The sequence below is a fragment of the Rhodococcus sp. CX genome (assembly GCF_015865005.1).
GTDB lineage: Bacteria > Actinomycetota > Actinomycetes > Mycobacteriales > Mycobacteriaceae > Rhodococcus.
In genome coordinates, this window is sequence record NZ_JADZGH010000251.1 from 8,949 (window position 1) to 20,546 (window position 11,598).

Consider the following 11,598-nt stretch of genomic DNA (forward strand, 5'->3'; position numbering starts at 1 on the left):
TGCGAGTTCCGACTCCGGTTGCCGCTCGGGTGAAACAGCAATCTCACTCCGGTGGCGTGGGTGCGTGTCGGTGCGGCGGCGTGCGTCGATCCCATTCGGTCCGTACGGGTTTGGTCGGCGGGTGATATCATGCTCTGCGTTTTCCGCCGTGATGGAAAGCGTAGAGCATCCACTCTCCGCGTTACGGAGATGTGACCTACATCATACTTATCTTCCAGCGAGGGCTGAGTCGGTCGCGGATAGACCGGTGTTCTATACGGTTTCGTCACCAAGCGGTCGGTACGACGACACGCGAAGCCCATTCGAAAACTCGAAAATAGGTATATACCCGGGTAATTCTGACGTTGCCCGTTCCGGCCGTTACCGAGACGCTATGTACGTCTCGATTGACGGAAGCTGTCACTGCGCTCCGTAAGCGGCGATGTACATCGCCCCGGTCGAGATCACCACCAATCATCTCGACCGACCGAGGGAACAATCATGGGCAAGCATCGGGTGCAAAGTGTTTCTACCGCAGGACGTTTGATCGCAATTGCTGCAGGAGCGGCTGCTCTCGCAGCAATGAGCGGGATTCTTTCTCCGGGTATGGCAAGTGCGCACGCCGCGTCCGAGGCATCCAACGGATGCGCCTGGGAGTGGCCGGTCGATGGACCGGTGTCGCAAGGGTTCCACGGTGGCCACGACGGCACCGACTTCGCCGTCGGGGTCGGTACGGTGCTGCACGCGCCGACCTCGGGGAGGATCTCGGTGGCCGGCCCGAACGATCCCGGTGGATACGGAACCTACATTCAACTGGAAGCCGACACCGGTGAGCAGATCCAGATGGGCCACCTTTCCCAGACGTGGGTCGGCGTGGGGGTCCACGTCGCCGCCGGTCAGGCGATCGGCGCGACGGGTAACACGGGTAGCTCGACGGGACCACATCTGCACCTGCGCATTCATCGTGGTGGGCCGGTCGACCCCGTGAGCTTCCTGCGGTCCGTCGGTGCGTGCGGCGCGGGTTCGAACGACATCCGAGCCTGATCCGTTTCCGAGCCTGTCTCGGGCCGGCATCGAATTTCTCTGCAGTACCGAGGAACGGGCATCGCGGTGGGCAACGCCCCGGCATGTCGGAGGCGTTGCCCCCCGGGCGTTCCCGACCGCGTTGCTTCCGAATCGTCACGCCCGTAATACATGTGGCCGAGCAGAAAGGCAGAAGATGATTCGCACGTCCTCGAGAGCGGTAGGCGCGGCACTCCTGGGTCTGGGTGTCGCCGCAGGTGTTGCCGTCGCAACGCCCGCAGTGTCCTCGGCAGCGCCCACGGTGTCCTCGACAACGGCCACAGTGTCCTCGACAACGGCCACAGTGCCCCCGGCCGCGGAATCGTGCGTCGGCACATGGGACGTCGTCGTCGGCGGCTTGACCAACAACACCTCGGTGGGGTTCCTCAACGAGGATCAGCGCGTCGGATACAACTCGTTCGATACCCGGTCCGGTGTGAGGGAACTCGATCGGCTCGTCCGTGCTCATGTTCGGGCATGTCCTGCCGACTTCATCCACGCCGTGGGTTACTCGGGTGGTGCAGCCGTCGTACATCAGTGGGCAACCGAGAACGGGAAGGAGTTCCGCGGCAAAGCCGGCATCGTCCTGATCGGCGATCCCAAGCATCCGGGCGGAACGGGTGGCGTCGGGGGATTTGCGGCCACCGATATGAGGTGGGTGCCGACGCTCGGTGGTGCGAACGACGACTACGGTGGGTTGCCCGCGCTCCGGGTATGCAACGTACAGCTCAACGGTGGTGACCACATCTGCAACAGCGGTGTCGGCTGGGGCGGATATCTCAGTGGTGTGCACGGCGACTACGACTTCGATGTGAACTCCTACCCCGTCGATGCCGATGGCGTGGTGCTTCGATAGCGGATCCCGGAAGGTTGCCGGGGGCCTCTCGATCGCCGTCGGATCGGTCGGGCACGCCGCCCCACCCGATGCACCGGATGCCGGCACGGCCCGTGACCGCCGGCCCGAAGGGGCAGGCACGAGGACGGGCCGGACACCCGGTGACCCGAACGACCGCTGGAGCGGCACCGTCGAGACCCACACCGAGGGCGCGTGACGCCTCAGCGGTGCAGAGTCGTGTGCATCAGCAGCACGTTGTAGTTCTGATGCACGGTGGTCAGGAAGTATAGATCCGGACCCGACGACCACGGATGGATGTACGCGCCGTACGCGCTCGGAAGCTCGCGGGTGTCGACGATGACCTCCGGCGGGCTCCACGGACCCGTCACCGACGAGGCACGGCGCATCACCACGGAATTGTGCGCGTCGGTGGTGAGCATCAGGAACTGACCGAGATAGTCGTTCCATTGCACGGACAGCTCGGCGACCCCGTCGCCCATGAGCGGGCGCGCCGCGTTCACGTCGCGCACCCACGCGCCGCCGTCCCAGTACTCGTAGGCGCCGAGATCGCGGATCTGCGCCTCGGGGACGCGCGCCAGGTGCACGAGACCGCCGCGACCCGGAGGAGTGCCGTACTGGTAGACGAAGCCGTCGCGCTTCAAGAACGCGCTCATCTGGAAGTTGCGGTTGCCGCCCTCGCTGGGACGTACCGTCTCCGGGGCCGGAGCCCAGTTCTCGCCGTTGTCGTTCGAGAAGATCAGCCCGGAGTAGTTCGTCTCCCAGGTTCCCGCCGGTCCCCAGTTCTTCACCGACATCGCGCTGAGGTATTGGGTGTCACCGACCGCGATACCCGCGGTCGGTATCCGGCTGATCTCGACGAACGGGATCTTCGGGCTCGGAATCAGCTCCTTGGCCTGGCCGAACGCGTCCGTCACGGCACTGCTGAAGTCCATGCCGTTGGACAGGTCGCGGTCGGTGCTGCGGAACAGCACGTTGCTGCGCCACGCCCACAGGCTGCCCGAGAGCAGGTTGGGCAGGCCGAGGCCTGCGGTGTCACCGAACGCCGTGAGGATCTCGCCGCGGCCGTTGTCCCACATGATGCCGAGGTCGGTACCGAGGACGTTGAGGTCTTGCGTCCGGTTCTGGCTGAGGATGCCGGTCTGTTGCGCGACCGCCCGGGCCCGTCCGCCGAGCTGTGGCACGCCGTTCACGCCGTTCAGGCCCGGGATCGGATTGATCGCATTGGGGTTGGCGGACGCGAGCGCCGCCCCCAGTGTCAGTGTCAGCACGGTGACCGTAACGGTCGTCACGCAGTATCGGACCAAAGTTCGCATTTTTCCCCCGAACAGATGCACAGCGCCGGACGCTAGCAGCTGCCGCGCCGAGAGTGTGAGTCAATCCCGGAACTTGTCGATCTTGTGATCCGGGACGCAGCCGACCGGGGTCGCACGCCCCTGCGATTCGAGGTGGGAAGTGCCTACCACAAGGACGGTGACCCCGGGCACAATTTCGCTACGCGTTACCGTATTGAGGTTGTCGTGCACTGACACGCAGTGCCCGAAGAAGAGGAGTTCGCCTGATGGGTGCACAGATTGCCGGTCCCGCCCCGCTGCGGAACACCGCATTGCTCGGGCTGGGCGTGCACCGCCCCGAGCGAGTCGTCACCAACGCGGAGATCTGCGAGCTGATCGACTCGAGCGACGAGTGGATCCAGTCGCGTTCCGGCATCAAGTCGCGGCGTTTCGCCAAGGCTCACCCCGAAGAATCGGTCACCGATATGGCGGTGTCCGCCGGCGCCAAGGCCCTCGAGGCCGCGCGCATGGCGGGGGCCCAGATCGACACCGTCATCGTGGCGTGCTCGACCTATCCGCTGCAGACCCCGCAGTGCGCGGCGATCGTCGCGGACCGTCTCGGCACCGGCGGGGCCGGCGCCCTCGACATCGCCGCCGGCTGCGCCGGTTTCTGCTACGCCCTCGGCGTCGCCTCGGACCTGGTCCGGGCCGGTTCCGCCGAGCACGTGCTGGTGATCGGTGTCGAGCGCATGAGCGACGCCACCGAGCCCACCGACCGCACCGTGCGCTTCATCTTCGGTGACGGTGCCGGCGCCGTGGTCGTCGGAGCATCCGACGAGGTCGGCATCGGACCGACCGTGTGGGGTTCGGACGGCAAGCAGGGCAACGCGATCCGCCAGGAGCCGGACTGGGTCGACTTCGCCCAGAACCCGGACCAGAAGCGCCCGTGGATCATCATGGAGGGCACCGCCGTGTTCCGCTGGGCCGCGTTCGAGATGAGCAAGTTCGCGCGGCAGATCGCCGACAAGGCCGGGGTCGCGCTCACCGACCTCGACGCGTTCGTCCCGCACCAGGCGAACCTGCGCATCAACGACGTCATCGTCAAGCAGCTCGAGCTTCCGGACACCGTCGCGGTCGCGGACGACATCATCGAGACCGGCAACACCTCCGCCGCGTCGATCCCGCTCGCGATGGAGAAGATGCTGCGGACCGGTCAGGTCGAGGAAGGTGACACCGCGCTGCTCCTCGCGTTCGGTGCCGGCCTGTCCTACGCGGGCCAGGTCGTGAAGATGCCGCGTCTGGCTCAGTAGGTGTCCCAGGCCGACCGGCCGTCGCTGCGGCGATGGCTGTGGATCGTCGGCCTCGCGGTCCTGATCGTCGTCGCCTTCGTCGCGCTCGCTCCCGGTGGGCGCGACGAATCCGACGCGGTCACGGCCGAGGGGCTCACCTCGGTGCCACGCTCGTGGACCCCGACGCCCACGGGACCGGTCACCTCCACCTGGCGGCCCAGCGGGAGTCCGTCGGCGACGCCGACGTGGCGTCCCTCCGCGACCCCGACCGCCGCGACCCCTTCTGCGGCAGCTCCGGAGCCCGCGGTCTCGCCGGCTCTGGCGACGCTCGCGACCCTGCCGGTCAAGGGACGTGCCCCGAAGACCGGCTACGACCGGGAGCTGTTCGGAAGCGCGTGGACGGACGACGTGACCGTCCAGTTCGGGCGCAACGGCTGCGACACCCGCAACGACATCCTCAAGCGCGACCTGATCGACCTCTCGCTGGTGCCCGCGACCCGTGACTGCACGGTCCGGACCGGCACGCTGAACGACCCGTACACCGGCCGGACGATCTTCTTCCAGCGCGGTGCCGACACGTCGGCGGCGGTGCAGATCGATCACATCGTCGCGCTGTCGGATGCGTGGCAGAAGGGCGCCCAGCAGCTCGACGAGCAGACCCGCCGCAATCTCGCGAACGACCCGCGCAACCTGCAGGCCGTCGACGGCCCGACCAACCAGGGCAAGGGGGACTCGGACGCCGCGTCGTGGCTGCCGCCGAATCGGGCGTACCGGTGCACCTACGTGTCCCGCCAGATCGAGGTGAAGGCCGCGTACGGGCTGTGGGTCACCCCGGAGGAACGCGACGCGATGACCAGGGTCCTGTCCGAGTGCTGACGTCGGTGTGCCTTTCCGGCGGTCCCCACCGCCAGAAAGGCACACCGGCGCTACAGCGCACCGGCGATGTCGTCCTCGGACAGCAGCACGGCGCTCGCGGCGGGCCCCAGCGGCACGAAGCTGTCACGGCTGGTGACCCGCCGGACCTCGCCCTCGTATCCGGCGTCGGCCAGCGCGGTGACCACCCCCTCGGACACCCCGCCGCTGCGGCGGGTCTCGTCGACGACCAGCACCCGCGGGAACCGTTCGGCATGCTCGACGAGCGCCGCGACGGGCAGCGGGGCGATCCATTGCAGATCCAGAACCGTGACGTCGAGCCCGCGCGCGGCGGCCCGATGCGCGGCGCGCAGGCACATGCGGACCCCGTTCCCGAACGTCACCAGCAGTGCGTCGGTGCCGTCACCGTAGGTCTGCACCTCGCCGGGTTGCACCGCCGCCGGATCTGGGACCTGCGCCCACAGGCCGTCGCCGTCCTCGTAGAGATCCCGCTGGTGATACAGCGCGATCGGTTCGACGAACACGCACACCCGTCCGGTGCTGCGGGCCAACTCGACGCACGTGCGCAGCAGCGCCCCGGCGTGGGCGGGTCGGCTCGGCACCGCGACCGTCAGCCCCGGGATGTCGCGCAGCACGGTGAGGGAGTTGTCGTTGTGGAAGTGCCCGCCGAAGCCCCGCTGATAGGCCAGGCCGGCGATGCGCACCACCATCGGGTTCTGGTAACTGCCGTCGGAGAAGAACTTCAGCGTCGCCGCTTCCCCGCGCAGCTGGTCCTCGGCGTTGTGCAGATAGGCGAGGTACTGGATCTCCGGGATGGGCAGCAGCCCGGCGACCGCGAATCCGAGGGCAGTGCCGAGAATCGTCTGCTCGTCGAGCAGGGTGTCGAACACGCGCAGCGGGCCGAATCGTTTTGCCAGCCCGCGGGTCACACCGTAGACACCGCCCTTGACGGCCACGTCCTCCCCGAACACGCACACCTGCGGCATCTGCTCGAGGAGGTCGCCCAGGGTGCGGTCGACGGCCTGCGCCAGAGTGAGCGGCTCCTGCGGGACCGGACCCGGATCGTCCGGGATCCGGGGGTGGCCGTGCGTGTGGAGCGGCCGCACGACCTCCGCGACCGACGTCATCCTCGGTGGCGTTCCGAGGTCGGCGAGCACATCGTCGACGGACCGACGCGACCGCTCGTACCGCTCGAGGATCTTTTCGGGGGAGAGGATCCCGCGGCCGACGAGTTCGCGTGCGGTGCCGAGCAACGGGTCGCGCGCGTAGTCACCGGTGATCTCCGCCGGGCTGCGATAGGCCGACTCGGCATCCGATCCGGCATGCCCGAGATAGCGGACCGCCTTCAGGTGCAGGATCGCCGGCACGCGCGAGGTGCGAACGGACACAAGCATTTCCGACGCTGCGGTGAGCGCGTCGACCGGATCGGCCCCGTCCACCATCCGGTATCCGACACGCGGATACGACGCGAGTGTCCGCTCCACCCACCCGACCGGACTGCGCACGCTGATACCGAATCCGTTGTCCTCGCAGACGAACAGGATCGGCAACGGCAACCCGCGATGAGCCAGGTACGCGGCGGTGTTGAGCGCACCCACCGCCGTGGAGTGATTCACCGACGCATCCCCGAAACTGCACAACACCACCGAATCCGCGGGCCACGGACAGTCGATGCCCAGACGCGGCATCCGCGCCAGAGCCAAAGCGAGCCCGACCGCGCGCGGCAGATGCGAGGCGATCGTCGACGTCTGCGGCAGCACGTTCAGGGCGGCGTTCCCGAACACCTTGTGGCGACCACCGGAGATGGGATCCAGCGTCGACGCGGCGCAACCGGCCAGCACGTCCCGGATCGGGGTGCTGCCGGGCACCAGTGACGCGCGGGCCGCGTAGAACCCGCCCGACCGGTAGTGCAACAGCGCAGGATCCGTCACGCGCGCGGCCAGACCCAGCGCCGCGTTCGACTCGTGCCCCGCCGAACCGATCGTGTAGAAACCCTCCCCGCGCCGCTGCATGTCGCGGGCCGCGAAATCGAGGTGCCGCGACTGGGCCTGGGCGTCGAAGTAGTGCAGCAGCAATTCGTCGCTCACCCGGCGGTCGGGGCGATGCTCGACCGCCGGCGCCAGCGACCGCACGGTTTCGGTGAAGTACTCGTCGAGCGGTTCTGCAGGCATGTCTCCGTCGTACGCCCTCGCGTCGCGCGGCGGACCGTTTTCCGATTACCCGGTGCCGTGGCGGCGGCGCGGGGTCAACGTCGGCGCAGATCGATCGGCTGGCCGTCCGACGGGAACGGCAGCGACGTGAAGTTCATGGGTGCGACGTAGTCGGCGGGCACGTGCCAGTGATACCCGAGCAGCAGGTGGTGCAGGACCGTCTTGACCTCCGCGCTCGAGAAGTACATGCCCAGGCAACGGTGTACGCCGCCGCCGAACGGCGACCACGCGTACTTGTGGACGCGATCCTCGCGGCGCTCGGGAGAGAACCGCCCGGGATCGAATCGCTCGGGATCGGGCCACAATTCGGGCATGTGGTGGGTGTAGTGCAGTCCGACGTTGAGCAGCGTTCCGCGGGGAATGTAGTGACCGAGGATCTCGGTGTCCGCGACCGCGCGCCGCACGATCCCGGGCACCGGGGTGACGAGGCGCTGGCATTCCTTGATCACCAGATCCAGGCTCGTGAGCTCCTCGAGCTGGTCCAGGGTGGGGGTGGCGGTGCCGAGTGCTTCGGATTCCTCGCGGCACACCTGCTGCCACTCCGGGAACTGCCCGAGATACTGCATCGCGGTCGACAGGGTGATGGTCGAGGTGTCGTGCGCGGCCATCATCAGGAAGATCATGTGATTGACCACGTCGTCGTCCGTGAAGCGTTGCCCGTCCTCGGATTCGACATGGCACAGCGCGGTGAACAGGTCGTCGCCGTTGCCGGCCCGGCGCGCGGGCAGATACCGACGGAAGAACTCCTCGAGGCGTCGGCGCCCGACGACGCCGCGTCGCCAGCGCGTGCCGGGCAGCGGGTAGCGCACGATCGCGGTCGCGGCCTGTACGCATCCGATGAACGCCTTGTTGACCTCGGCCATCTCCTGGTGCGACGAGCCTTCGGCCCCGCCCATGAAGATGGATGTCGCGAGCCCGAGCGTGAGTTCCTTCAACGCCGGGTAGGCGCGGAAATCGGTTTGCGGAGACCAGTTTTCGAGCGCCTTCTCGACGGCGGGATGCAGGGATCGGGTGTATCCGGCCAGCCGGTCGCGGGTGAACGCCTGCTGCATGATGCGCCGGTGCGCGGTGTGTTCGTCGCCGTCGAGCAGCATCAGGCCGCGGTCGAAGAACGGACCGATGAGCACCCGCCAGCCCGGCCCGTTGGCCAGGGCGCGGTCGCGGTTCTGCAGGGCGGCGCCGCACGCATCGGGGCCGAGCAGCACCACCCACGGGTTCCCGGCGAACCGGAACCACGAGACCGGCCCGTATCGGCGGTAGCGGCGGTCGTTCGTCCCGACCGGGTCGCGCATGTAGTCCAGGCTGTAGCCGACGTACGGCAGGCCGCCGTCCCCGGGGACCGCGGTGAGCCCCGGAGGTGGATCGGCAAGCACCTTCGTCACGTGGATCTCCCTCGCGGAGGCGGATCTGACAGGACTCGATGTCACTTCACTGTAGCGTGATCGGCATGCCCGTAACCGGAGAATCGACGACGAGCCGGCCCGCCCGCAGATATCGCGGCCGAAGCGCCGCCGAACGTGCCGCCGAACGCCGCGAACGACTGCTCGAGGCGGGCCTGACCGTCTTCGGCGGTGAAGTGGACCCCAAGGCGACGATGACCGCCATCTGCCAGGAGGCCGGGCTCACCGAACGGTACTTCTACGAGAGTTTCACCGGCCGCGACGAGCTGCTCGTCTGCGTCGTCGAGCGGATCGCCGACGAAATCCGCGACCGCGCGCTCGCCGCCCTCGCCGAGACCGAGCACAGTCCCGAGGAACGGGCGCGAGCCGCGATCGCGGCGTTCGTCGCCGTGCTCACCGACGATCCGCGCAAGGGGCGCATCGCCGTCGTCGAATCCGCCGCGACAGAACCGCTGCGGACCCGGCGCCGCGAGTTGCTGCTGCAGTTCGCGCATCTCGTCGCGCTGGAGTCGCGGGAACTGTGGGGCGAGAGCGCGTTGCAGCCGCCGTACGACGAAGTCTCCGCGCTGCTGTTCGTCGGAGGCCTCGCCGAGGTGATGACGGCATGGCTGCGCGGCGAGGTCGACGTGACGCCCGAGCAGATCGTCGACGCCGCGACCCGCCACTACCTGGTCACGGCGCACCGATGATCGCTACGTCGACGGCGCCTGGTTGATCTGCAGCCGCGCGCCGAGAGGATCGGCGATCGTGGCCATGCGACCGAACGGCGTGTCCTCGGCCGCGCGTTCGACGGTGCCGCCGAGCCGGGTCACGGCCTCCGATGTCGCGTCGGCGTCCTCGACACCGATGTAGAGCTGCCAGAACGACGGCACACCCTCGGGGAGGAAACCGGACGCGTCCATGATCCCGGCAATGTCGTCGCCGCCGATCTTGCCGGTCGAGTACCGGAAGTCGCCCGAGTCGCTCATCGGCTGGACGTCCCAGCCGAACACGTCCCGGTAGAAGTCGAGGGACGCGGCATAGTTGCGCGACATCGTTTCGAACCACACCGGCGCGCCGGGTTCGCTGTCGAACCCGAACCCGTGGTGCTGATCGGCCTGCCACACCCCGATCACGGCACCGGCGGCGTCGGCGAGGATCGCCATGGTGCCCTGGTCGCCGACCTTCATCGCGGGCATCAGAACCTGGCCGCCCGACTCGGCGGCCTTCCGTGCGGTGGCGTCGGCGTCGTCGGAATCGAGGTAGACCGTCCACACGTCGCCGTACGGGTTGGCCGGCTGCTGCGGACCGAGACCGGCGATCGGCGCGCCGCGGTGACTGAAGATGGTGTACCCGCCGTACTGCGGGTCCTCGTTGGTGTCGGCCTGCCAGCCGAAGAGTTCGGTGTAGAACGCGATGGCCCGTTTCGTGTCGGAACTGGTGAGATCGATCCAACCGGGTGTGCCTGTGCGGGACTGATGTTCGGCCATGACGGCCTCCTGTCTTCCTGTGGGAGCGGAGTCGTGCGAGTGGATCCGAGCGGTCGCGAATCACGCTACGCGCGGGGTCCGACAAGTTCCGGTGAAGCGCAGATCGCACCTGGGCATGGAGGTGAGCCCGATCACGTGCCATGCTGTCGCGCATGGTAGACGTCGCACGTCCGAAATTGGAGGGGACCGTCGCGGTGGGGCGGGGGCGCCGGATCGGGTTCGCCGAGTTCGGTTCCGCGCAGGGCCGCACGGTGTTCTGGCTGCACGGCACACCCGGCGCGCGCCGGCAGATCCCGGTCGAGGCCAGGGCCTTCGCCGAGAACATGAACGTCCGGTTGATCGGCATCGACAGGCCGGGGATCGGTTCGTCCACGCCGCACCGCTACGAGAACGTCCTTGCGTTCACCGAGGACCTGGAGACGATCGCCGACACCCTCGGGGTGGGCCGGATGGCGGTCGTCGGACTGTCCGGGGGCGGCCCGTACACGCTGGCCGCGGCGTACGCGATGCCCGATCGGGTCGTCGCCGCGGGCGTGCTCGGCGGGGTGGCGCCCGTCGTCGGCCCGGATGCCATCGACGGCGGGCTGATGAAGTTGGGCACGTTCGTGGCACCGCTGCTCGAGGTCGGTGGGTTGCCCGCGGGGGTCGTACTGAGTTCGCTGATCCGGCTGGTCCGCCCGCTCGGATCGCCGATCATCGACCTGTACGGCCGGCTGTCGCCGGAAGCGGACCGCCGCCTGCTGGCCCGCCCCGAGTTCAAGGCGATGTTCCTCGACGACCTGCTCAACGGCAGCCGCAAGCAGATGGCCGCGCCGTTCGCGGATGTCGTGGTCTTCGCCCGCGACTGGGGGTTCCGGGTGTCCGACGTCAAGACACCGGTGCGCTGGTGGCACGGCGACACCGACCACATCATCCCGTTCGAACACGGCCTGCACATGGTCGATCTGCTGCCCGACGCCCAGTTCCACCACCTGCCCGGGGAGAGTCACCTCGGCGGACTCGGGGTTTCGGAGGAGATCCTGCGGTCGCTGCTGGACATCTGGGACGCCACCGCCCCGGAGGACGGAAAGCAACAGGACCCGGTCAGCCGGTCGTGAGGGCGCGGTCGAGCAGGTTCAACGCGACCTTCAGGTCGGCGGCGTCGACCTGCCCGGGCGCCGACGCCTTGCCGACCATCCCGAACGTCGCG

At 68.2% G+C, this 11,598-nt stretch carries 9 protein-coding genes and 2 pseudogenes; 6 read left to right on the top strand and 5 right to left on the bottom strand.

Annotation, left to right across the window (positions count from 1 at the left end):
- Window positions 1–480 precede the first annotated feature (480 nt).
- Window positions 481–1,023: a M23 family metallopeptidase gene (locus I0Q12_RS26865; protein ID WP_197256389.1), complete on the top strand. Its 543-nt coding sequence runs from the start codon at window positions 481–483 to the stop codon at window positions 1,021–1,023.
- A 301-nt stretch (window positions 1,024–1,324) separates the two neighbouring features.
- Entirely contained in the window at window positions 1,325–1,897 is a 573-nt protein-coding gene (locus I0Q12_RS26870; protein WP_197256391.1) for a cutinase family protein, read from the top strand.
- A gap of 200 nt (window positions 1,898–2,097) precedes the next feature.
- Here the strand turns inward: I0Q12_RS26870 and I0Q12_RS26875 are convergent, their stop codons facing one another.
- Entirely contained in the window at window positions 2,098–3,210 is a 1,113-nt protein-coding gene (locus tag I0Q12_RS26875; RefSeq protein WP_197256393.1) for a DUF4185 domain-containing protein, read from the bottom strand.
- A 245-nt stretch (window positions 3,211–3,455) separates the two neighbouring features.
- Between I0Q12_RS26875 and I0Q12_RS26880 the strand changes: the two genes are divergently transcribed.
- Together I0Q12_RS26880 and I0Q12_RS26885 are read left to right on the top strand one after the other, a co-directional pair.
- The gene (locus I0Q12_RS26880) at window positions 3,456–4,478 is read left to right on the top strand and encodes a beta-ketoacyl-ACP synthase III (RefSeq protein ID WP_197256395.1); all 1,023 of its coding nucleotides are present in this window, start codon (window positions 3,456–3,458) and stop codon (window positions 4,476–4,478) included.
- A gap of 141 nt (window positions 4,479–4,619) precedes the next feature.
- Window positions 4,620–5,330: pseudogene (locus I0Q12_RS26885) on the top strand (HNH endonuclease family protein); the annotation flags it as partial.
- Between the two features lie 53 nt (window positions 5,331–5,383).
- On the opposite strand, the gene I0Q12_RS26890 reads toward I0Q12_RS26885, so the two are convergent.
- Window positions 5,384–7,501 (bottom strand): thiamine pyrophosphate-dependent enzyme, encoded by a 2,118-nt coding sequence (locus I0Q12_RS26890; protein WP_197256398.1) that lies wholly within the window; start codon window positions 7,499–7,501, stop codon window positions 5,384–5,386.
- A 74-nt stretch (window positions 7,502–7,575) separates the two neighbouring features.
- Window positions 7,576–8,922 carry a cytochrome P450 gene (locus I0Q12_RS26895; protein ID WP_197256400.1) on the bottom strand — a complete coding sequence of 449 codons (1,347 nt, stop codon included), beginning with the start codon at window positions 8,920–8,922 and terminating at the stop codon, window positions 7,576–7,578.
- 65 nt (window positions 8,923–8,987) lie between these two features.
- Here I0Q12_RS26895 and I0Q12_RS26900 point away from each other — a divergent pair, with 65 nt between their 5' ends.
- Window positions 8,988–9,629 carry a TetR/AcrR family transcriptional regulator gene (locus I0Q12_RS26900; RefSeq protein WP_197256402.1) on the top strand — a complete coding sequence of 214 codons (642 nt, stop codon included), beginning with the start codon at window positions 8,988–8,990 and terminating at the stop codon, window positions 9,627–9,629.
- A gap of 3 nt (window positions 9,630–9,632) precedes the next feature.
- Here the strand turns inward: I0Q12_RS26900 and I0Q12_RS26905 are convergent, their stop codons facing one another.
- Window positions 9,633–10,409 carry a VOC family protein gene (locus I0Q12_RS26905; protein ID WP_197256404.1) on the bottom strand — a complete coding sequence of 259 codons (777 nt, stop codon included), beginning with the start codon at window positions 10,407–10,409 and terminating at the stop codon, window positions 9,633–9,635.
- A gap of 152 nt (window positions 10,410–10,561) precedes the next feature.
- Between I0Q12_RS26905 and I0Q12_RS26910 the strand changes: the two genes are divergently transcribed.
- A complete protein-coding gene (locus I0Q12_RS26910) occupies window positions 10,562–11,506 on the top strand; it encodes an alpha/beta fold hydrolase (protein WP_231611525.1) in 945 nt (314 codons plus the stop codon).
- On the opposite strand, the pseudogene I0Q12_RS35205 reads toward I0Q12_RS26910, so the two are convergent.
- Window positions 11,493–11,598 (bottom strand): annotated as a pseudogene (locus tag I0Q12_RS35205) (hypothetical protein); the annotation flags it as partial. The gene I0Q12_RS26910 and the pseudogene I0Q12_RS35205 sit on opposite strands and share 14 nt — an antisense overlap.

Coding starts and splice junctions, on each gene's coding strand:
- I0Q12_RS26900 (WP_197256402.1), top strand. CDS start 8,988: ATGCCCGTAACCGGAGAATCGACGACGAGCCGGCCCGCCCGCAGATAT.
- I0Q12_RS26865 (WP_197256389.1), top strand. CDS start 481: ATGGGCAAGCATCGGGTGCAAAGTGTTTCTACCGCAGGACGTTTGATC.
- I0Q12_RS26890 (WP_197256398.1), bottom strand. CDS start 7,501: ATGCCTGCAGAACCGCTCGACGAGTACTTCACCGAAACCGTGCGGTCG.
- I0Q12_RS26905 (WP_197256404.1), bottom strand. CDS start 10,409: ATGGCCGAACATCAGTCCCGCACAGGCACACCCGGTTGGATCGATCTC.
- I0Q12_RS26875 (WP_197256393.1), bottom strand. CDS start 3,210: ATGCGAACTTTGGTCCGATACTGCGTGACGACCGTTACGGTCACCGTG.
- I0Q12_RS26880 (WP_197256395.1), top strand. CDS start 3,456: ATGGGTGCACAGATTGCCGGTCCCGCCCCGCTGCGGAACACCGCATTG.
- I0Q12_RS26910 (WP_231611525.1), top strand. CDS start 10,562: ATGGTAGACGTCGCACGTCCGAAATTGGAGGGGACCGTCGCGGTGGGG.